General features: G+C 34.9%; 17 protein-coding genes, 1 rRNA gene, 1 pseudogene and 1 other annotated feature. Of the genes and pseudogenes, 9 read left to right on the top strand and 10 right to left on the bottom strand.

Annotation, left to right across the window (positions count from 1 at the left end):
• The first annotated feature begins 308 nt into the window (after window positions 1-308).
• From sat to rrf, 3 genes are all read left to right on the top strand, one after another.
• Entirely contained in the window at window positions 309-1,481 is a 1,173-nt protein-coding gene (sat, locus tag F6K18_RS02095) for a sulfate adenylyltransferase (RefSeq protein ID WP_287518149.1), read from the top strand.
• Window positions 1,482-1,815: 334 nt separating this feature from the next.
• Complete coding sequence (locus F6K18_RS02090; RefSeq protein WP_287518147.1) at window positions 1,816-4,248, top strand: caspase family protein; 2,433 nt, start codon at window positions 1,816-1,818, stop codon at window positions 4,246-4,248.
• Between the two features lie 724 nt (window positions 4,249-4,972).
• Window positions 4,973-5,241: a sequence feature (23S ribosomal RNA rRNA prediction is too short), on the top strand.
• Window positions 5,242-5,313: 72 nt separating this feature from the next.
• Window positions 5,314-5,431, top strand: a 5S ribosomal RNA gene (gene rrf / locus F6K18_RS02085).
• A gap of 361 nt (window positions 5,432-5,792) precedes the next feature.
• Here the strand turns inward: rrf and F6K18_RS02080 are convergent.
• Window positions 5,793-6,287 (bottom strand): annotated as a pseudogene (locus F6K18_RS02080) (RtcB family protein); the annotation flags it as partial.
• Window positions 6,288-6,577: 290 nt separating this feature from the next.
• Window positions 6,578-7,750: an FAD-binding oxidoreductase gene (locus F6K18_RS02075; RefSeq protein WP_287518144.1), complete on the bottom strand. Its 1,173-nt coding sequence runs from the start codon at window positions 7,748-7,750 to the stop codon at window positions 6,578-6,580.
• Window positions 7,751-7,895: 145 nt separating this feature from the next.
• Here F6K18_RS02075 and F6K18_RS02070 point away from each other — a divergent pair, with 145 nt between their 5' ends.
• Together F6K18_RS02070 and F6K18_RS02065 are read left to right on the top strand one after the other, a co-directional pair.
• Window positions 7,896-8,492: a hypothetical protein gene (locus F6K18_RS02070; RefSeq protein ID WP_287518143.1), complete on the top strand. Its 597-nt coding sequence runs from the start codon at window positions 7,896-7,898 to the stop codon at window positions 8,490-8,492.
• A 414-nt stretch (window positions 8,493-8,906) separates the two neighbouring features.
• Complete coding sequence (locus F6K18_RS02065; RefSeq protein ID WP_287518140.1) at window positions 8,907-9,518, top strand: hypothetical protein; 612 nt, start codon at window positions 8,907-8,909, stop codon at window positions 9,516-9,518.
• A gap of 650 nt (window positions 9,519-10,168) precedes the next feature.
• Here the strand turns inward: F6K18_RS02065 and F6K18_RS02060 are convergent.
• The 8 genes from F6K18_RS02060 to ntcA all read right to left on the bottom strand — a co-directional run bounded on the left by F6K18_RS02060 (window position 10,169) and on the right by ntcA (window position 18,371).
• Window positions 10,169-13,414 carry a CHAT domain-containing protein gene (locus tag F6K18_RS02060; protein WP_287518138.1) on the bottom strand — a complete coding sequence of 1,082 codons (3,246 nt, stop codon included), beginning with the start codon at window positions 13,412-13,414 and terminating at the stop codon, window positions 10,169-10,171.
• 395 nt (window positions 13,415-13,809) lie between these two features.
• A complete protein-coding gene (gene cutA / locus F6K18_RS02055; protein ID WP_287518136.1) occupies window positions 13,810-13,959 on the bottom strand; it encodes a divalent cation tolerance protein CutA in 150 nt (49 codons plus the stop codon).
• Between the two features lie 668 nt (window positions 13,960-14,627).
• Window positions 14,628-14,960 carry a pentapeptide repeat-containing protein gene (locus F6K18_RS36345; protein WP_353734984.1) on the bottom strand — a complete coding sequence of 111 codons (333 nt, stop codon included), beginning with the start codon at window positions 14,958-14,960 and terminating at the stop codon, window positions 14,628-14,630.
• A gap of 31 nt (window positions 14,961-14,991) precedes the next feature.
• On the bottom strand, window positions 14,992-15,246 hold the full coding sequence (locus F6K18_RS36340) for a pentapeptide repeat-containing protein (protein ID WP_353734983.1): 255 nt from the start codon (window positions 15,244-15,246) through the stop codon (window positions 14,992-14,994).
• 30 nt (window positions 15,247-15,276) lie between these two features.
• A complete protein-coding gene (locus F6K18_RS36335) occupies window positions 15,277-15,459 on the bottom strand; it encodes a pentapeptide repeat-containing protein (RefSeq protein ID WP_353734982.1) in 183 nt (60 codons plus the stop codon).
• 109 nt (window positions 15,460-15,568) lie between these two features.
• The gene (locus F6K18_RS02045) at window positions 15,569-15,979 is read right to left on the bottom strand and encodes a pre-16S rRNA-processing nuclease YqgF (RefSeq protein ID WP_287518135.1); all 411 of its coding nucleotides are present in this window, start codon (window positions 15,977-15,979) and stop codon (window positions 15,569-15,571) included.
• 804 nt (window positions 15,980-16,783) lie between these two features.
• Window positions 16,784-17,416 (bottom strand): DUF3084 domain-containing protein, encoded by a 633-nt coding sequence (locus F6K18_RS02040; RefSeq protein ID WP_287518133.1) that lies wholly within the window; start codon window positions 17,414-17,416, stop codon window positions 16,784-16,786.
• A 283-nt stretch (window positions 17,417-17,699) separates the two neighbouring features.
• Complete coding sequence (gene ntcA / locus F6K18_RS02035; RefSeq protein WP_124146907.1) at window positions 17,700-18,371, bottom strand: global nitrogen regulator NtcA; 672 nt, start codon at window positions 18,369-18,371, stop codon at window positions 17,700-17,702.
• 319 nt (window positions 18,372-18,690) lie between these two features.
• Between ntcA and fabI the strand changes: the two genes are divergently transcribed.
• The 4 genes from fabI to F6K18_RS02015 all read left to right on the top strand — a co-directional run bounded on the left by fabI (window position 18,691) and on the right by F6K18_RS02015 (window position 22,617).
• Entirely contained in the window at window positions 18,691-19,467 is a 777-nt protein-coding gene (gene fabI, locus F6K18_RS02030; protein WP_287518131.1) for an enoyl-ACP reductase FabI, read from the top strand.
• Window positions 19,468-19,782: 315 nt separating this feature from the next.
• Window positions 19,783-20,424 (top strand): imidazoleglycerol-phosphate dehydratase HisB, encoded by a 642-nt coding sequence (hisB, locus tag F6K18_RS02025; RefSeq protein WP_287518209.1) that lies wholly within the window; start codon window positions 19,783-19,785, stop codon window positions 20,422-20,424.
• A 383-nt stretch (window positions 20,425-20,807) separates the two neighbouring features.
• Complete coding sequence (locus tag F6K18_RS02020; RefSeq protein WP_287518207.1) at window positions 20,808-21,422, top strand: type I restriction endonuclease; 615 nt, start codon at window positions 20,808-20,810, stop codon at window positions 21,420-21,422.
• A 277-nt stretch (window positions 21,423-21,699) separates the two neighbouring features.
• Window positions 21,700-22,617, top strand: coding sequence for an Rpn family recombination-promoting nuclease/putative transposase (locus F6K18_RS02015; protein WP_287518130.1), 918 nt, complete (start codon window positions 21,700-21,702; stop codon window positions 22,615-22,617).
• The last annotated feature ends 117 nt before the right edge of the window (window positions 22,618-22,734 follow it).

Genomic DNA, 22,734 nt, shown 5'->3' with positions numbered 1-22,734 from the left:
ATTCTCACAGCTTAATTAAATAGAAATGCTATATTAGTAAATTGTGATTTATAAATATTTAGAGTTTTTATATAGATAGCGACACAATTTTTTTACCACCCTGGGCCTTAGATATAATTTTGATTAAGTCCGGCCATATAATTACAACTAAAGAAGTTAGAAAAAAGAAAGCATCTTTGATAGTTACCTTAACCTCAGTCAACTTCTAACAACTAAATTTGAAGATAGAAGTGCCTCAAAGATGTAAGATCGAGATGAGAAAACCTAATTTTGATCAACTACTGTAGTTAACAAAGAGAGGAATTGCTTTGAGTCAGCATCCCAATGGTATACCAGCACACGGTGGCCATCTGATTAATCGGATTGCCACACCAGCAGAACGACAAGAGTTCATGGAAAAAGCCGAAAGCTTACCACGAGTACAACTAGATAAACGAGCACTTTCAGACTTAGTGATGATAGCTATAGGAGGTTTTAGTCCTCTAAATGGCTTTATGGAAGCGGCAGACTATGAAACCGTAGTTACTGATATGCGTCTTCAAAATGGTCTACCTTGGAGTATACCAGTCACTCTACCAGTCTCAGAAGAAGTAGCAGATTCAATCAAAGAAGGAAGTTGGGTGCGTCTTGATTCTCCCGATGGAGAATTTGTAGGAGTTTTAGAATTAACTCAAAAGTTTCGCTACAATAAAGCCCATGAAGCAATTAATGTTTATCGTACAGACGAAATCAAACATCCAGGAGTAAAAGTTCTCTATGATGCTGGCCCCGTTAACTTGGCAGGTCCAGTATGGTTATTAGAACGTCATCCTCACCCATTATTTCCCAAATATCAAATCGATCCGGCCGAGTCCAGAAAACTATTTCTAGAAAGAGATTGGAAAACAGTAGTAGGTTTCCAAACTCGTAACCCCATCCACCGTGCCCATGAATATATTCAAAAGTGTGCTTTAGAAGTAGTAGATGGTTTATTTCTACATCCTTTAGTAGGTGCGACAAAATCCGATGACATTCCTGCTGATGTCAGGATGCGTTGCTACGAGATTATGTTTGAGAAATACTTTCCTCAAAACCGAGTAATTATGGCCATTAATCCCTCAGCCATGCGTTATGCTGGCCCAAGGGAAGCAATTTTTCATGCTTTAGTGCGGAAAAACTATGGTTGTACCCATTTCATCGTTGGTCGAGATCATGCCGGGGTAGGGGATTATTATGGTACTTATGATGCTCAATATATCTTTGATGAGTTTGAACCCGGAGAGTTAGATATTGTTCCAATGAAGTTTGAACACGCTTTCTACTGTACTCGTACTAAAGGTATGGCCACAAGTAAAACAAGTCCAAGTTTGCCAGAAGAACGAATTCATCTATCAGGAACAAAAGTACGAGAAATGTTACGTCGGGGTGAGTTACCACCACCAGAATTTTCACGACCAGAGGTCGCAGAAGAGTTGGCTAAGGCAATGAAAGCATCTAGCTGATATTAGCAGAAATTTTTCTGGTAAACTCCTTAATGATGAGGCATAATTGTACCAGAATTTGGAGGTGGGTTGAAAAAGCTATACAAAAAGTAAGCTTTTCAACCTCCCCTAAGAATTGGGTCAAGTTATCTATATTAAATTTGCTTTAACTGGATGGCTGCTTAGGAGCTGACCTGAAAGATGTAGTAAATTAAACTCGCAAGTGTTTAAAGTTAGCTACGATCGCCCCTATCGGTTAACTGCAGAATGCTTCAATTATGTAGAAAATTAATAATAATGTTGTTATAAAAAGTCCTAATTGACTCAGTTCAGGTGAAGACTTTAAGGAAAAAGCATGGGATTAAAGCGGCGTGAATTTCTGCAAAGGGCTAGCTTGGCCCTGGGAGCATTGGGAATAAGTGAAGCATGGTGGTGGCGACTCCAAAGTCGTTACTCAACTGCTCTAGCTCAAACTACTGGACGTAAATTAGCACTTCTCATAGGTATTAATGAATATCCGGATGCACCTCTATCTGGGTGTATTACAGATGTGGAGATGCAGCAGGAATTGCTAGTTCATAAGTTTGGTTTTTTACCTACTGATATTCTCACTCTCACAAATAAACAAGCAACTAGAGAAAATATAGAAACAGCTTTTATTGATCATCTCACTAATCAAGCTAGACCTGATGACCTAGTTCTCTTTCACTTTAGTGGTTATGGTAGTCGTGTCAGCAAAATGATAAATGAGAATGAACAAAATGAGTCCAGTTCCTCAAAATTAACATTTCAAAATACTCTAGTGCCAATAGACGCTGTATCACTTAACAATGAAGGTAGAGCAATAAATGACGTACTAGAAGAAACTCTATGGTTATTAGTGCAATCGCTTGAGACAACAAAAGTAGTGACTGTACTAGACACTAGCTATGTATATCCCGGTCAAAGTTTGCAAGGTTTTCTCAGAGTTCGCTCTCGACCTAGTTCGACTACAGAGGAAATTAATAAAAAAGAGAAAGCAATACAAACACTGCTACGCGATCATCAAAATTTGGCAAGAAGACAGCTAATTAATCAAAGCCAATTACCAGGATTGATCTTGAATGCTAGTCGAGATAGCCAATTTGCTACCGAAACTGACTGGAATGGTTTTAGCTCAGGTCTATTTACTTATGCTCTTACCCAAAATTTATGGCATACAACTCCGGCAACAAAATTACAGATTAGTTTTGCACAAGCAACTAGCTTCGTCGAACAACTAGCTGGAACTTATCAACAACCGGAACTCAAAGAAGCAGCAAAACAAAATATAGCTCAATTTACAGAAGAAGCTACTATAACTCCAGTAGCTACGCCTTATCAAAATCTCTTAACCTCCCTATCACCCCCTGCTAGTGGTGTAGTCACCTCAGTAGAAGATAACGGCAAAATAGCAAACCTTTGGCTAGGAGGACTGCCAATTAATGTTCTTGATGCAGTTACATCTAATTCCCTATTCACAACTGTACCTTCTTCGGATTTAAACTCAAACAACTACCAATTTCAATTACAAATTCGCAGTCGTACTGGTTTAACAGCTAAAGCTTCTATAATTATTGAAACTAATAATTCACAAGAGTTGTCAGAGCAGGAAAAACAGAAGTTTGAAAATGGAGAAAATCTAAACAACCAAACACAAAAAAATACTCAAACATCTTCTCCTAATCCTCAACTTTTGGCAGGAGAAATGGTGCGAGAAAAAATTCGTATTTTGCCGAAACCTACTGAATTGACTATTGCTCTCGATCGGGAACTGTCAAGAATTGAGCGGGTAGATGCTACCAGTGGATTCTCCGCAGAGTCCCAAGTTACAGTAGTAAACAATATTCAAGCAGCAGATTATATATTTAGTCGAGTACCAGAAACAACTATTGCTCAAAGTCTCTCTGCTCCTCTACCTTCGATGTACCAAGGTCGTTATGCTCTATTTTCTCTAGGCGAGGTGCTTATACCCAGTAGTGTAGGAGAAGTAGGGGAAGGAGGAGAAGCAGTAAAAGTAGCAGTACAAAGGTTAAGTTCCCAATTAAAAACTTTACTCGCAGCTAAAATACTACGCTTAACGAGAAATGAAAGTTCGACTCAAATTAAAGTCAGAACCAATTTCGCTACTATTACTCCAGAAGCAAAGATAGTTATGCGTAGGGAAACTTTAGGGGTAAGTAATGAGGCGAAATTTAAAACGAACATAGAAGGTGTAGGCAGCTTTGGAGTTTCTAATGGATTACTCACATTACCAATTGGTAGTCGAATTCAATGTCGATTGTATAATGACGGCGATCGCCCAGTTTATTTTATGTTATTCAGTTTAGACAGTAGTGGGTGCATTCTTGTTCTCGATCCTGCTGCATCTAATCAATCTCTCAATAATAACGAGTCTTCAGAAACCGGGTTTGCTATTTCTCCAGAAGATAGCGTAAATATGCCTCCTGTGATTAGTAATTTTCCTAGAGATACAGAATCTTTTGGGTGGAAACTAATCGGTCCTGAAGGGTTGGCAGAAAGCCTAATTATCTGTAGCTATCAACCATTCAAGGAAACAATAGCAGCTCTTAATGGAGAGGTACGTCAAGCTAGAAACGATGGAGTAATTCAAGAAGTATTAAATCCTTTGAATGTAGCACAAGCAGTATTACGAGACTTACAAAGTGCTAGTCAATCAGCTGTTCAATCAAGTGGGTTATCAACTGATGATTATGCTCTAGATATTAATAGTTGGGCAACTATGAGCTTTTTGTGTAGGATAGTTTGAAAAAAATACTTTTGATCGCACAATTTCAGACATAGGTGTTTGAGTAACCTCTTTTTTTGATCTGTTTTTTCACTCTCGCAGCACACATAGTGTGATACCAATTTGATAACTGTTTGTGACAAATACAGTAACGGTACTTTGATATTTTTTACAGCGAAAATGCCTTCAAAGCTAGTAGGGGTAAGGGAAATACGTTGCTCTGGCTAAAAATGGCTCTTTGCGTATCATTCCGCAGGAAAACCTAGATATATCAGGAAAAAGGTTGGTCAAATTTAAAACCTAGACTATATAAGGGTTTGATGCTGTTATTAACATATTTTTTGCCAAAGTACCGGTAAGGAAGAAGGAAGAGAGAAGAAAATTTTCAAGAAGGAAAAGTAGATATTTCTCAAGTTTTTATATCATGTCCGGATAAGAGCGTGATCAAAAAACTTTTTTCTTCTTATCCTGTTCTTCTTCTTCCTTCTTCTTTATTCCCTCCTGATATCATGTCCGGTTGAATAATTAGACTTTGGTGGAAGGAAGGCAGAAAGCAGCTATGCTGGAGGCAGAAGGTTTTCTCCTATTCTCACCTTAATTTTATACACGCTCCGATGCTACCGGAAATGATATGACTCCTGACTCCTGATGACTGACTCCTGACTCCTCCGTCGTTATTTATCAGGACTTACGCAGGTAAGCTATATGTAGTGTATCTTCTAATTTGAGTAGGTTCGATTCTAGTTCATAGTTTTTGGGGACATATACTATCTAAAATACCAGTCGTTTTCTAGTAGTAATCAGAGCATAAATTTTTAGTAAAAATTGTTTAAATTTAACGCAGGGTAGCCAAGTGCGGAGCGGATAACCGCTGAAAGCATCTAAGTGGGAAGCCCACCTCAAGATGAGTGCTCTCACTACTTTAAGTAGGTAAGGTCACGGGAAGACTACCCGTTAATAGGTGTCCGGTGGAAATGCAGTAATGTATGCAGCCTAGACACACTAACAGACCGAGGACTTGACCTCATTTCACTTTTCACTTCTTACTGACTATGCAGCCTTCTGTGTTTCTTTGATTTCTGTATTCCTGGTGTCTATGAGGCTATGGACCCACTCCGACTCCATCTCGAACTCGGTAGTGAAACGTAGTGCTGGCGAAGATACTTTGGGGGTAGCCCCATGTGAAAATAGCTCGATGCCAGGGTAATATTTAATAAAGCATCTTTCCCATATATTAGAAAGATGCTTTGTTGTTTTAGGTAGTGTATTGATATCTTTATCCCTGGTTTTGCACAACAACCTGAAAATATTTTGATGCCAGGATTATTATTAATTAAAGCCTGTTTCCGAAATCTGAGAAATCTGAGAAACAGGCTTTTTGATTTTTCGGCGTTGGTGATTTGAGGTATGATATATTGTCCGGATAAGAGCGCAAACAAAAAACTTTCTCCTTCTATTCCTTATTTCTTCTTCTTTCTTCCCTCCTGACTCCTGAGTTCTGACTCCTGGCTCCTAAGTAATTAAGATTAATATCATACCCTAATTTACCAATGCCGATTTTATCTTTACCCTTTTACACAGACAACTTGTTTAAGAGTTGCCACAACTTCTACTAAATCAGTTTGCTGATTCATCACTTCCTCAATAGATTTATAAGCACCAGGAATTTCATCAATCACACCACCATCTTTTCGACACTCTACTCCCTCAGTTTGCTTCACTAAATCATCAACAGAAAAACGTTTTTTAGCTTGAGTGCGAGACATCATTCGGCCAGCACCATGACTACAGCTACAATAACTTTCATGGTTTCCTTTTCCTTTGACAATAAAAGATTTTGCTCCCATTGAACCAGGAATAATTCCATAATCTTCTTCCTGCGCTCGCACAGCACCTTTACGAGTTACATAAACTTCCTCGCCAAAATGTACTTCTTTTTCGGCATAATTGTGATGACAGTTCACATCTAATAGTGGTTTTGTTGGTTTACCTCCCACTAAATGCTTTTCAACAATTCGCTTAAAACGAGCCATCATTACATCTCGATTAAACCGAGCATAATTTTGTGCCCATTATGTAGGTAAGGATATAACTATGAAGAGGACTAATTAGACATAGGAGTGGAAATTATACTTATGGATCATTTTTTGTGTTTTTTTTCAGAAATTTTCTTCCCTGTTGCCTGTTGCCTGTTGCCTCTCTTGGTGCGCATTCCCTCTCTTGGTCAGCATTCCCTTGCGACTGGCGTCGTCGCGGGGTCTGACCGCTTGCGTCTGACGCCGACGCGGGGTCGCACCGCTGTTGCCTACTTCTGCAAAAAGTTAATTATTTTTCGCCAGATGTCTATTAGTTAGACAAAGCGATGAGGAGATAATTGCTTGATAATTTCATCATTTTCTCCGACTACATAATTAGCGAATCTTTTAGCTAGGGGAGGTACAAATGCAAAGGGACTACTGAACCCAGAAAAAATATGTATCCCTTCTAGATGAGGAATAGCTCCTATGAGGGGTAAGTCGTCAGCACTGTATGCTACTAAGCAGTGATGCCAGGTTGCAGGTAAATTTTCTAATGCAGGTAAAACTTTTCCGATCTCTGCTCGCATAGCAACTTCACTTTGAGTAGGATCGACTTTAGTGTAGGGGTCCGTGAGTACGCGGGAAATTTGACCTATTCTGATGCTACCGTTTTTAAATTGAATTGCACCAGCATCTAAGCTAAATGGCACAAATTCGTGACCAGGTTCATCCCACATTTGCTCAAACTCAACTTTACTTGTAGCAGCTTCACATTGAAAACGTTTTTGTACTGCTGTTAAAACGCTAGTATTTAGTTGCAATTCCACAGGAGGAATTTCTAACATCTCGGCATGGGTGAAGTAAACACGGGTGGGGATGCCTGCTGATTTTAGGAAATGACGAGAAATTCCACCAGCACAAATTACTACATTGGCAGCGTGATAAGTTTGAGTAGTTGTGTGGACTCCAGTTATATGATCGCCTGTTTTGACTAACCCCGTTACCTCTGCAATTTCAGTTTGACCTCCTATTTTGGTAAATGCTTGACAGTAGGCTAAAGTTGTTGCTTCTGGGGAAACATGACCGCTAGGAACAGTTAAAGCTCCTGCGATCGCCTCTTGATTTAGTAAGGGTTCCATTTCACAGGCTTCTTGGACACTAATTAGGCGAGGTACAATATTACACTGAGAGAAATTAGTAGCTATTTTTTTTGGGTCATATTCGGTGGCGATGGTTAGCAATAAATCTAACTCTTGAAATTGGGTATCTGCTTCTAATTCTTCAGATAGATAATGATGACGTTCTTTTGCTTCCTGAAAAAGTTGATTAGTCCAATCTGTAGTACCAGACCAGTAGGATAAAATAGCATAACTATAACGGGTTGCACCTTTTAAAGTAGGGTATTTTTCCAACAGGAGTACGGTAAAACCTTTTTTTGCCAATTCATAACTGAGAGCTGCTCCTGTTATTCCGCCACCAACTACAATCCAATCGTAACTTTTCATAAACTATTTACTCTAACATTTTCCTGATATCATAATAGGTATTTAACTAATTAGATTATTTAGGCAAATAATTATGCAGTTTTTGAATCAGTTATTCAGCATAAATACTAGACTAAAGAAGCAAATTTGTGGGCTGATAATTATATTGCTATCAAGTATAACTTTACCTAATCTTAGCCTAGCACAGTTGCCTCGTTTTGATTCTCAACCTTTAAAACAACCTTCACCAGAAAAACCGTCTTCTACTGTATCACCATCAAATACTGTTCAAACTCAGCCTAGTCAACCCCCAAAACAACCTTCACCAGAGAAACCGTCTTCTACTGTATCACCATCAAATACTGTTCAAACTCAGCCTAGTCAACCCCCAAAACAATTAATTGTTAATGACTCTACAGCTCCTTTACCTGGAACAAGACAATTGCCTATTGGCATTATTCAACCTGTAAATGGTTTGGTCAATATCAAACTTGCAAATAATACTGCTGCTACAATTTCTTATGAGATAATTGGAGATACTACACAACGCCAGTTGTCAGGAAAGTCAGAAGTGATTTTAAGGGAATTAAAAGTTCCTGTCAATATTACTTTTTATCGGGATAAGGGAGGTTTTTTATTGATAAAACCTCAGTTTATTGTTGAAAATAGTCTTTTGAAATTAAATATGACTGAGACTAATAATTTTAATTTGGATAAATCTAGTTTATTAATTGAAGAAACTGGAAGTGTATTTTTAAATTAGAGGACGTTCATATTTTAGCTGTTTTTCAATTATTTTGTTTCTTGAATAAGTTTAATAATAAATTTCCTCAATAATTTTTTCTAAAAAATAAGCATAAAATCACTAAATATTGATTAGTATCCTGTATTCCTATTTACAATCTTAAACTTCCAGATTAAGTAAATCATAGTGAATTATTGATGATAATTATCAATTATTTTGTCAAGATGAATTAAATTTTTATCAATCAATAAAATTGCCAAAATCATTTGATTTTTTGTATATAATTATAGACAATACCATAAGTGGTAGATAAATAGCTTTAGGCTTTCAAGCGTAATTTATGCTTTAATTTCGTCCCTTATCTAGGTATTTAGTTAATATGTATAGCAATGATAGAGAAGATAAAGTTCAGAATCTAGATATTTAGTTAATATGTATAGCAATGATAGAGAAGATAAAGTTCAGATCAATCTGAAATTAACTCGTGGTAAATGGCAACGCTTCCAAGTAAAATGTAAGGATAATGATGCTACAGCTTTTGAAGTTTTAAATTTGTTTATCGATCTTTATTTAGGAGAAGAAATAGATGGCAATCAAAGTATTTTATCACTTAGTTTGGAAACTAAAATTAATGTGGCAATAGGAAAGTATATTGGGAATAAACTGGATAGTTATATAGACAAATATATAGAAAAAAAATTGATTCAAGAAGTTAAAGAAATAGATGATGCTGAAGATTTAGTAACTCCTAAAGAAAATAAGAAATTACACAGTATAGAAAAAGTAGACCTTGTATTCAAAGATCGATATGAATATGAACAATCATCAATGACAACAATTATCGATCAAAAAGAAATGACAAAAAGCGGATTGAATAATGATGTTCAAGAATTAAAAACGGCAAGGGAACTAGGGAAAGTTCTAGGTTGTTCTCCTGCGTATATAACTACTCTTAATAGATTAGGTGATTTAGAACAAAGAGGGTGGAAAGATTCTGGAAAAAGACAAGGTAAGGCTATTCTTTATCAACAGATAACAACCTAATTTTAGATAGGCTTCAACAATTAATAATTAATAATTAATAATTAATAATTAATAATTAATAATTACCTCTCCTTTAAAAGAAGAGTATTGACTCAAAGGAAAATTTTTCTTTTTATACCCTTTAAAGAGGAGGCTTTAAACGACAATTTTTCGGTAATTTTTCAGACAGACCTGTCAAGTAACAATATCTATTGAAAAAGAGATGGGGAGCTAGGAGTATTTTCAATTTCCACAGAAATTCATAATAGAAATTGACGACTGCCGATCTTGATATAACTAGAGATATTTTTACTAAATATTTCTACTATAAATAATTCTATTTTATCTTTATCTGTGGGGGGTTTAATACCCTACCGTCAACAGGAGTGCTGAAAATTGTTTGGGGATATAATACCAGTTTGATAAATATTTGCTACATTTTCTTGAGCGGGGGAGTAGGGGAGAGGTAAAAACAAGAATAATTAACAATAACTGGCTAATAATTATCAAAAAAATTATTAGCTAGTTATTGTTAATTACTTAATAATTGAAATTTCACTTAAATATAGCATTCTTTTTTCAAATTGGTATAAGACACTGAGTGGCCGCTCGGAGACTATCCATCAGTAATTTTTCCTTCTGTATAAGTGCCTTCTGCATAAGTGCCTTCTTCAAGAAATACCTTGGGAAATAAAACCTGCCCAGTAATAAGGATGAGTAAATGGAAGACTCTGTTGACAAAACCATGATAAGAGTTCTTTTTTTTGTTGTATTTTTTCAGAGTTTTCATGTTTCTTGTATTCTTCTAAATATCCTTCTAGTTGCTTTTTATAACTACTAAGCTGAGTTCCTGTTAAATAACGAAGTTGATTTTGTGCTTTTTTGAATGCTTCCGAACGGTTATGTTTTTGGCGATGTTGATAGTATAAAATGCAAAATAATGCTGCGGCTAAATCTTCTACTAACCATAGTGAACTAATTACATGACGGGCACCTGCACTAATAAAAGCACTAGCAAATGTGAGAATTTCGTCAGAAATTTTAGTTTGATTGATATTAATTTCGCAACTGGAAAGAAATACATCAAATAATTCTGGTAAACGCCAGGTAAAAACTTTGCTAAGAACTATATCTCCATCAAATAAATTTAGTTTTGATGCTAAGGGATTTACAAGATTTACTTGAGAAATGTGACTGGAATGCAGCACTTGTACTTGTTGAATAAAACTTTGGTAATTATTAATTTTTGCCTGACTATATTGCAGACGTTTTTGGGGAGAAATTAAGTACATATTTGCTAGAGTTTCACATTCATATCTTGTATAAAATTTATTTGTTATAGGAGTTTCCACAATTCCTATTTTGCGGGGATTATTAATGAGCGAGCGCTCTGAGCAATAATTGAGAATTTGACAACTAGGTAAAATTATTAAACGGAAATAATCACACAAATACTTTGTTTCTTTTTCTCTGGTAACTGGTAAAGCAGCGTAAGGTATTTGATGTAGATATAAATGGGGAATAATAATTAATTCTTTTATCTCATTCAGTTGTTTTATTAATTGATTTAATTCTAATTTTTCTGATAATTCTGAAAGAAAAGCCTCCATTTTACTCTGCCATTCACTGCTATTTTCTGCATGGAGTTTCAACCAATTATCATGTATCCAAGTTTGTAATTTATCAATTCCCTCCCCTTGACAAATATGAACAGTAAGTTGCTGCTGAGTCAGAAGAAATATATAGGTATTATTTTTGGTAGAATAAAAATCTATAATGGCAGTTTTTCCATCCTTTACTAACTGCTGAATATCTGAAAAACTCAGATATGTAACTTGTAACTGTTCCGCTAGTACGCGATCGCTATTCCAAATTTTTTGCCAAATTTTTTGCTGTCTTTCTTTTAATAAAGAAATCTTTTCTTGATTCTCTGATTTAATTTCTTTGATGCTAAACCTACTTCCCACTGTAATTGGTTTATTAATTCTAGTAGTATCAAAACTGAGCTGATTAATTTGTTGTTGTAAATCATAATATTCTTCTACTTCTGCTGGCTTTTCCTCATTTTTATCAATGTTGTCGATCATCATTAACTCTACTAAACGACGAGAGCGAGAAGCTTCTACATATTCTAATGCTTGTTCATATTCCTCAATTTTGACATAACATTCTACTATGTTGCCATACATATAAATTGATTCAGCTAACATCTCTTTGTAAGATATTTCGGTATTTGCCAAACTTTGAGTTATTTCTAGCAACTTAATTGCTACTTGATAACTTTCAATAGCAAGTTGCCAATTTTCCTTTTGAAATCCTAAATCGCCTAATTTACGATAAATTTCTAGACATTCAAGTGGAAAACTTTCTACAGTAAAAATATTTAATGCTTGTTGATATGCTGTAATTGCTAATTCAATATTTTGATAAAAATCAGCAATATTTTCTATATTTTCTCTGACTTTATAACTATAAGCATCACCAAGATTTTTTTGAATAATTCCCCACCATAAAGCAAATTTTTCTGGATTAATAACTTGCAGCACTTGTTGATAAACTGCAATTGATAGTTCAATATTTTCCACTCTTTCTGCTGTGTCTCGGTGGAGGTAAGCAGTGCCAAGATTTATGGAAATTATTACCCAATCTAATAGAGAATCAATAGGAGTAATTTCTGTTAATGCTTGTTGATAAGCTGTAATAGCTAATTCAATATTTTTGCTTTTTTTTCCTATGAATCTATTTAAGTAAGCAGTGCCTAGATTTTTTTGAATATTTGCCCACTGGTAAGGTTGATTTTCCCTATTAATAATTTTTAATGCTTGCTGATAAGTTGCAATTGCTTGCTCAATATTTTTCTCTACATTTTCTGTCATTCTATTTAGATAGGCATTACCAAGATTGCTTTGAGTTACTGCCCAGTCTAGAGAATTTTCTTCCCGATCGATAATTTGTAATGCTTTTTGGTAAGCATCTATTGCTAATTCAATATTATCGCCGACTTTTCCTGTAATTCGCGTTAAGTAGGTATTAGCTAAATTATTTTGAATAGTTGCCCATTGTTGGGGAAATTTTTCTTTGGTAATAATTTCCAATGCTCTTTGATAAGCGACTATTGATTGTTCAATATTTTTGGCTTTATCTCCTTCAATTCTATGACTATAAGCATTGCCTAAGTTACTTTGAATTATTGCCCAATCTTGGGGACTATCTTTTCTATCTATTAATTTTAATGCTGATTGATAAATTTCTATTGCTTTCTCAATATTTACAGATTTATCTCCATAAATTCTGTTGATATAAGCAGTGCCAAGATTGTTAATAATGCTTACCCAATGATGAGTTTTTGAACTATTATTGTATACAGTTAATGCTGTTTTATATCCTGTAATTGCTATTTCTAAATTATTTGCTTTATCCCCAAGAATAAACTCTTGTATCTGGTTACTGAAGTTAACTATATCTACAGCAATACTATAAGCTTCTTCTGGTTTAATTTCTACTAAGGTTGAGGTAGCCCAAGTTTGTAAGGTTTCTACTAAACCTTGGTCTAGTTTGTTGAGGTTTTCTTGTAAAATAGGGTGAATAATTTGAGGATTGTTTTTGCTTTCGTGGGTTGCTTGTAATACCTGGGTTAAGAATTCTAAATATTCTAAAGGGGTTGCTGTTGCTGAGGTATTTTCTGTAATTGAAATGTCTAATTTTTCTGATAGTTCTACTGCAAAGGTGAGTAATAGTTCTTGAGCTTCCTGGTTCCCTTTTTCTGCTGATGTCTGTGCCATCATTATTATTGTTTGGAGTAATCCTTTATCTAGTAATTTTTGGTTAGTTGCTAGGATTTTCTCTTTTCTTTCTGTGGGACTATTTAATAGTTGTTGAATTAGATTTATATAGGCTTGGATGCGGTTTTGATTCATTTTTATATATACTTTTTGTCTACCTACTAATACTTAGGTAGTACAGTTAAGTGACTCTAAAATCCGTAGAATCTATTGTCATGCTTAAAACTTTTGGTTTGGGTTGACCTAGTTGGTGTATTTATATTGAATAAAAAGTCAAGTATATAGGCGTAATTACCCTTATAGAATAACTATATCATTATTTTCTGATTTTTCAGCAGATTACGATTTTTGTCGATTTTTTTAAAATTAAAAATCAAAAATATATAAATATTATATTTGTTTGAATAATTATGAGAGGATCATTGTTCTGATCGTAATATCAAGTCTGGGGAAATAAGTAGGAATATTGTTCAATTAACTCAAATCAACTGTTTATCTTTTTACTCATCAACTGTATGTCATTTCAGTTATCAGTTATCAGTTATCAGTACCTCGATTTTTCGGTAAAGACCATAACCAGATCCGATTGGTAAAGCAATTATTTCTGGTATTTCATCAAAATGTAATTCTTTCAATTTTGATTCTAGAATTTCAAACTTCTCTAAATCTGTCTTAATCAATAAGTTATATTATGTCCGGTTGAACAGTGATAAATAAATAACTACGGAGTCCTCAGGAGTCAACCCACCCCTAACCCCTCCCCTCCTGGGAGGGGAAGTCAGGAGTCAGGAGGGAAGAAAAAAGAAAGAAGGAAGAGGAAGAACTGGAGTTGAAGGAGAAAGTTTTTTTATAACTAATTATCCGGACATGATATTATAGAAATCTTTCTGAATATACCTCTCATTTTAAATTAGAAGGTAAAGGAACTGAAAATACAGCAGATTACAGGTAAATTAAGTACAAATATGAATGGTAAAATAGTTGTAGTGCGGGCATCTTGCCCGCGACTGGTGTACCTTACTAATATGAAATACGCTGTATATTTACCAAATAATTAAGGTTTAAAGCCTCTCCTTTAAAGGAGAAACAAAAAAAAATTTCATTATTAGTAAATCCTCTTCTTTTCAAGGAGAGGTAATTGTTAATTACTAATTGTTGAAGCAAGGCACTTTTACTTCTATTGAAAGATTTGGCAATTTACTTAGTTTCATCTAGATAAATAAATTTACTAAAACAACGCCGTAATTGCTTGTAGTTATAACTATATCTTTAACTATATTAATCTGTATATCTATCTTGTCAGTTAATCTTTCAACTAAAGAAAAATTGAGATTAATTAAAAGCTGAATTATCTGGCAGTGGCAAAACTAAAATATAACCTTGTTGATTCTGGTAATGTTGTATTTACAAACTTTACTTTTTCTAGATTTGCTCCGATAAATGTTGCTTCATCCAAATTAGCTTCACTGAAATTAGCGTCATACAGTTTACTCCAATTCAAATTTGCTCTGACTAAATAAGCTTGTGTTAAATTTGCTTTTGTTAAATCTGCACTATTTAATTTAATACTACGCATTAGAGCATTGCTGAAGTTGGGTGTTATTAAATTTGCTCCTTCTAAGTTGGCCCCATTTAACTTAGCTTCACTAAAGTTCACTCCATTCAAGTCTGATCCACTCAAATCTATTCCGTTCAACCAAGCTTTTCTAAAGTTAACTCCTGTTAAGTTGAGCGCCAAATAGTCTAGTTGCCATTAATTTTGCTTCGTAGATATTAGCCCAATTAAGGTTAACACCCGTGAGATTAGATTCTCGTAGATTAGTGGATTCTAAAGTAGCACTACATAGGTTGGCACTCCATAAATTAGCACCTGTCAGATTAGCTCTAGGAAGTTTTGATTTTATTAAAAAAGCTCCACTGAGATTAGCTTTTGTCAGATCAGCATCGGCCATTTTAGTTTCACCCATTTTGGCAAAGCTGAGGTTAGCTCTGTGTAATCATGGCTGATTGAGTTGAGTTTTTGTGAGGAATGCTCTACTTAGATTTTCTCCTGTTAAATTAGCTTTGGAGAGATTAATGCCAATCAGAATTGCTCCTCTCAAGTCAGCTCCAGCTAAATTCAGGCCACTAAAGTTTCTTTCTCCTTGTTCGTATCGCTGGATCAGTTCTTGTTCTTTCATGGCTCTATATTTTCTGATAATTAATTATTTATTAAATCTTTACTTAATATTTTATTATAGCTTTATTAATTTTAGAAATAGGTTAATTATATGAATACGATAAAATTAATTATACTCTATAGAGAGAGTCATTTTTTAAGTATCTTTCTATCAAAATTATAGCGACAATATCATCTACTGGTTTAGGCGGAATTCTCATTCCTAGAGGAATTAGACGAAAAATACCTTGAGGAGGATACATTTGCCAATAGCGATCGCGAGCTTCTAAGCTAGAATAACGTTCATCTATTTTGATGATTGGTACTGTTTTTGAAATTATTTTTGTGAGGCTTTGCTTCCAAGTTTTTGAGTGGGTTTGGTCGCCAATCACTATTAAATCAATGTCAAATTTTTGATGTAAGTTTTTGATTTTTTTGACAACTTCTAGAGATTCTATAACTTGGTGGTAGTGTAGTTGTTTTTCTCTATCCATAATTGCAATACCACACTTTTGGCTACCTGGGTCAAATCCTAAAATCATGTTTGGAGATCTTTATTTGCTGACTATATTAATCTTTTTTCTTAAGATTTTACTTTTTGTTGTAATATCATTTCTCTATAACAATGCGCTTAATAATTGTTGCTCATACCTGATTAACCTGACTATTCTAATCTTTATATTAAGTGCAACTTCATGGAGAAATGGTATAACTTTTCTCAGTTGCATAATTTAAGCAATTAATAATTAATAATTAATAATTAATAATTACTTCTCCTGAAAATTATCGGATTGGCGAACAGTTTTTTTTATAGTAAACCTGATTACCACAACCCCTTTATGATAGTTCACTCAATTCCATATTATATAAAAAATTTTGTCTACTAAAATCAGGGTGGTATGGTAACCGGATTTAATATTATTTATTCTATAAAAAAAATGCTTTAAACTTTAATTATATCATGTCCAAATAATTAGTTATCAAAAAAAGATTTTTTTTCCTCTTTATTCTTTCTTCTTCTTTCTTCCCTCCTGACTCCTGAGGACTGACTGCTCCGTCATTTATTTGTAAGTATTCAACCGGACATGATATTATTCATTAGTTCGGTAAAAAAAAATGTAATTTTAGGGAGTAGATAAAAGGTAAGGTATAGCAGTCGAAGGAAAGGTTAGGACAGTTCAAAAGTTTAAAACTCAGACAATGTAATACTTTTCCTTCTTCCTCTCTTGGTCAGCATTCCCTTAGGACTGTCGCCGCTGGGTATTACCCCTTGCGTCTGTCGCCGACGCGGGGTCGCACCGCTTCTTTATTCTTCCTTGTTCCTTCTGCTATAAAATGCTATATTTTTAATCTTTTAATATTTTTTGACGCTCTATTTGCATTTGTTCAATTTCTTGTCTCAGGGTTTCTTTTTGTTGTACTATACTATTGAGTTGGTTTTGAGTTAAATTAAGTTCAGCTTCAGTTCTAGCTTTTGCTTTTTGAACTTGCCTAAGTTCTTCTTGAGTACGGATTTTTACTGCTTGAACTTGATTTAATTGCTCTTTGGTTATTTTGAGTTGGAATTCTGTTTCTGTTTTTTGGACTAAAGCCTTGTCCAAAGACTGATTAACTTGATTCAATTGAGTTAGAGCTAATTCTAAATCAGCTCTTGCTTTTTGTAATTCATTTTTGATTCGGGTGGTTTCAAATTCAGCTTTTGTCACTTCCTTGCGAGTTTCATTAAGTTTGGTTTGGATTTCATCTATTCTGAAAACACCTTTTCTTAATGGTTTGCTAGTTGCAAATAGGATAGCTAAAGTTAAAGCTGAAAGAATACTGCCAGTGAGCATAGTAACCAATGCGGCAGTATCCCGCGGCCTAAGATTAAAAAGTCGTAGTCTTGCTTTACCTACCTTTGTCCCCAGGCGATCGCTAATAGTAGCGATGACACCGCCTAACACCAGAATTGCTAATACTAAGATAATACCGGCGGTCATTAATGGCTGCTGGTAGTAGTTTAATTATGAGGTTGCCTTTAGTTTATTGTCTCAGACTATATGCCTAATATCAAAAATTATAGACAGTAATTATTATAGACAGTAATTATTTATTTGGCTAATAAATATTATATTTTATGGTTTTTATAAGGCAATCTTTGTTACTTAATTAATATTTGAAGAGAAAATAATATGATCTCCTCAGATTGCCATTATACAATTATTTCAGTTTACCCTCAGCAGTTATTTCATCTTGATTTTTACAGATATTTGTGTCTCTAAATCAGGTAAATTGTTGACTTAAAGCCACTGGGTTATGTACTGTAATTTTCTTCTTGTGAATAGATATCATTCCATCTTGCCGAAGGTCTCCAAGCAGACGAGTAACTGTCACCCTTGTTGACCCAATTGCTTCTGCAATTGCTTGGTGAGATAATTTCAGGTCTATGGTAATCCCATCTTTGCTAGGAACTCCAAAATCTCGACAAAGGATTAACAAAAAGCTAACCAGTCTAGACCCCATATCCCGGTGTGCCAAAGTTTCAATCATCATCTCTGTCTGTAAGATTCGAGATGAAAGTCCACGCAATAAAACAACTGACAAATCTGGATCTTCTCTGAGAGCTTTCTCCACTTGGTCAATTGGCACAGATATTAATTCTACAGGGGTAAAAGCCACTGCATGGTAGAAACGGTCAGACTTATGGCCTGTAATTAGAGACAATACTCCAAATACACTATTTTCCCGGAGTAAGGCCACTGTAATTTCATCTCCTGCTTCATACACCCTCGATAGCTTCACTGCGCCTTTAATTAGAACGTAGACGCGCTCTGCAGGGTCTCCTGGAAAAAATATTGTCTTGCCCCGTTCAAAAGTTTCTACAACTGGCGGATATGACCCACCAGATATATTACGGAACACTGCTGCTAGCGGTCTATCATGCGTCACGACCAATTTCCTTACTCTCTAATAACTAACTAAACATCTCTTAACCTTAATAGCTCAGTTGCTGAAATATACTATTAAGTTTCTACATATTGCTATATATATATTTAATATATTTAATACTTACTTTACTTTTATATTCATATATATTAGGGCAGTGAAACCGAGAAATTCAATTTCTCATTATGGCCATAGGTGCTAATATTATCTATAAATTTGCCTAATGTCAAAGATGCTATGTATTATAGCTTCTAAGTATGAAATTAAATTTTAGACTTTATTATTTGATTGAAAATTTTACTATAGTTTCTCCATAAATCAAGGTATTATGTTAGATTTAACAGGAAAAAATGCTCTAGTAACAGGTATTGCGAATAATCGTTCTATTGCGTGGGGAATTGCTCAACAACTTCACAAAGCTGGGGCAAATTTGGGGGTTACTTTTCTGCCAGATGATAAGGGTAGATTTGAAAAGAAGGTTTGGGAGTTGGTAGAACCTTTGAGTCCTTCTTTATATTTACCTTGTAATGTTCAGGACGACGAACAGGTTAAGGCTACTTTTGCTGCAGTCGGAGAAAAGTGGGGTAAGTTGGATATTTTGATTCATTGCTTGGCCTTTGCTGGTAAGGAGGAATTATCTGGGGATTTTAGTAATACTACTCGTGAAGGTTTTACTCGTGCTTTGGAAATTAGTTCTTATTCTCTGATTGATTTGAGTTCTGAGGCGAAGGAACTGATGACTGAAGGAGGAAGTATTGTCACTCTCACTTATTTAGGGGGCGTGCGGGTAGTTCCTAATTATAATGTGATGGGCATTGCTAAGTCTGCTTTGGAAATGAATGTTCGTTATTTGGCAGCGGAACTTGGTCAGAAAAATATTCGGGTCAATGCTATTTCTGCTGGTCCAATTAAAACTTTGGCTTCTTCGGCAGTGGGTGGTATTAAAGATATGATTCATCATGTGGAACAGATAGCTCCATTACGTCGGACTGTGACTCAAATTGAAGTTGGTAATACTGCTGCTTTTTTATGTAGCGATCTGGCAAGTGGCATTACTGGTCAGGTTATTTATGTGGATGCTGGTTATGAAATTATGGGAATGTGAGTTTTAAGTCAAAATTCAAAATTCAAAAGTCAAAAGTTAAGGATAGCCAAATTGGTAGGGTGCGTTAGACGGCTTAAATTTAGACTATGAAAGGGATTCAGTAACCCGTCGTCACGCACCATTTTAGGTATGTCGTTCCACTACTGGACTAGACTGCTCAACGGTGCGTTACGGCGCAACGTAATATTTGACAGTTCAATGGTAGTTTGTGGTAAGCGCCTAACGCACCCTACTGGACTGTCATTTGATATTTTTCATCATTCTCAACCTACCTGTGAAAAATTAAAATTCAAAATTTATATTGATATTTTTATTATGCAGATAAGCGATCGCCATTCTTCATCTACTCCAGCAAAACTGAATTTGCCTGCCAGAGTTGCTTCGGTGAAACGGACGACTGGGGAAACTGATGTAACTGTTACTCTTAATCTTGATGGTGTGGGCAATTGTAAGGCTAGTACTGGGATTCCTTTTTTAGACCATATGTTGCATCAAATTTCTTCTCATGGACTAATTGATTTGGAAATTCATGCGGTGGGGGATATTGAAATTGATGACCATCATACTAATGAAGATGTGGGGATTACTTTGGGCCAGGCTTTGAAGCAGGCATTGGGCGATCGCAAGGGTATTGTGCGTTTTGGTCATTTTTTGGCTCCTTTGGATGAGGCTTTGGTTCAGGTGGCCTTGGATTTTTCTGGTCGTCCACATTTGAGTTATGGTTTGGAAATGCCTACTCAACGGGTTGGTACTTATGATACTCAGTTAGTGCGGGAATTTTTTGTGGCTGTGGCTAATAATAGTTTGATGACTTTGCATATTCGACAGTTGGCTGGAATTAATTCTCATCATATTATTGAGGCAGGGTTTAAAGCTTTTGCTCGTTCTCTACGGATGGCTACGGAAATTGACCCCAGGCGAGTTGGGGAAATTCCTAGTTCTAAGGGAGTTTTGTAAGAAAGGAGTCAGGAGTCAGGAGTCAGGAGTCAGGAGAATGAAGTTATTCAAAATAAGCTGGCTGGATTTGTTAGTATTAGTGAATTTAAACAAGAATATCTTTCTAATCCATTAGACAAATAAGCAGTCATATCTACACTATGCTGCTCCCCAAGAATCAGCTATTCCTATAGAAGACTGGGATATGGAGAATTGTTGTGAAGAGGTTTTATGATTGTTTTGGACACTCATATTTTTGTTTGGTGGAATTAGAATGACCCTAAACTAACCAGTTACTATCTCTTTATTTCTATTCTATGTCCCTATTTCCTATTCCCTATTCCCTATTCCCTGTTTCCTAAAAGCAATGATTTATTATGGTTTAAACTGTTCAAGCTCAGGATATTACTCTAGAAGAATTACAAGAAAACTTTGGATTACAACTAACAACTGATAGTCAATTTTTTCGAGAATGGCAAGATGATTTACCTTCTTTAACTGATGAAGAAAAACGCAGTTTAGAAAGAGTTAGAAGTAACTATTTTAATTTAGTTAATCGTCGCCCTTTATTGGAAGAGGGAGTCAAATTGGTTATTTTAGCACCTTTACTAGATTTAGCTGGATTTTTTCAATCTCCCTTTTCCATAACAACTGAAACTTCTGTAGAAATTTCTGATGAAGATAATGATTTAATTATTAGAGGTAGAATAGATGTTTTAGTTCTACAACAGAGATTTTGGATATTGGTTATTGAATCGAAAAGGACTAAATTTGATGTGATGGCAGCTCTACCTCAAGCTTTAGTTTATATGTTGAAAAACTCCCAACACGATCGGCCAACGTTTGCTTTTTTGCTTAATGGTAGAGAGTTTGTTTTTGTTAAACTGCAAAAAGCAAATGTTCCTATATATAGTCGTTCTTATGCTTTATCTACTGAGAAAGAAAATGAATTGGAGCAAGTTTTAGCAGCTCTCAAAAATATTGGTAATTTAAGTTATCACTTATCAGTTAACGGTTAAATGAAACTGATAGCTGATATAGCAATCCTATTTTATTCGTGTCAAAAATCTTACTGCTTTTTAGGCAACAGGCAACAGGCAACAGGCAACAGGCAACAGGCAACAGGTGGGAGTTTCAGTTTTTTTATTTACTTTTTGATTTGTTACGACATATTTAGGATTACTATAGCTAACAATACAGAATGCTTACGATAGATTTAAGCTATTAGCCAATGAATTTATGGTTGTTTGGCAAGCTCAAACTAAGCAATAGTTAATATTCAGGAAGGTATATCAAATGAAATTTATTAGCCCTAAAACTGACTTTGCTTTTAAAAAAATCTTTGGTTCTATTCACAGTCAAAATATCCTAATTAGTTTTCTCAATGCCATAGTTTATGAGAACCAAAATATTATTCAATCCCTAAAAATAATTAACCCTTATAATCCTGGAGCTACTAACAGTCTTAAGGAGACTTATTTAGATGTAAAGGCAGTTTTAGATAATGGTTCTACAGTCATCATTGAAATGCAAGTATTGAATGTAGAATATTTTGAAAAACGAGTAATATATAACCTAGCTAAAGCTTATGGAAATCAATTAGATGTGGGGGAAGGTTATATGATGTTAAAACCTTTTATAGCTTTAACAATTACCGATTTTATTTTATTTGAAAACACGGATAAAATTATTACTAAGTTTAGATTGAAAGAAGAAGCAGAAAATTTTAATTATCAAGATGAATTCACTTTAATGTTTCTAGAGTTACCTAAATTCACTAAAGAATTATCAGAATTAGAAACCCTCAGTGATAAATGGACATATTTTATTAGATCGGCACCAACATTAGAAGTAATACCCTCTTCATTAGGAGAAGTACCAGAAATAGAAGCGGCATTAAATATGGCGAATAAGGCGAATTTAAAGAATGAAGAATTAGAGGAATTAGAAAAACAGGAAAGGTTGATTAGAGATAAGAAAGGACAAATTAGTCTAGCCAAAAGGGAAGGAAGAGAAATTGGACGGGAAGAAGGAAGAGAGCAAGTAGCGAAACAAATCTTACGTCAAATTCGCCGAAAGTTTGGAGAAATAGCTCCAGAAGTTCAAATTCAGATAGAGCAGTTATCTCTGGAAAAATTAGATATTTTAGGGGAAGAAATTTTTGATTTGGCAACTATAGTAGATTTGGAAAACTGGTTAGCTAATCAAGAATAAAAAAAGACGATATAAATAATTTAGTCATCTTGAGATGACTGAAAATAGCTGATTTATTAGGGCTAATTAATTAGGCTTGATATTAATATACAAATAGATTAATTACTCTATATGTGA

Origin of the sequence: Okeania sp. SIO2C2, from assembly GCF_010692625.1 — a bacterium.
GTDB classification, from domain to species: domain Bacteria; phylum Cyanobacteriota; class Cyanobacteriia; order Cyanobacteriales; family Microcoleaceae; genus Okeania; species Okeania hirsuta.
The sequence above is the reverse complement of the archived record's forward strand: the minus strand, read 5'-3'. Positions and strand labels throughout refer to the sequence as shown.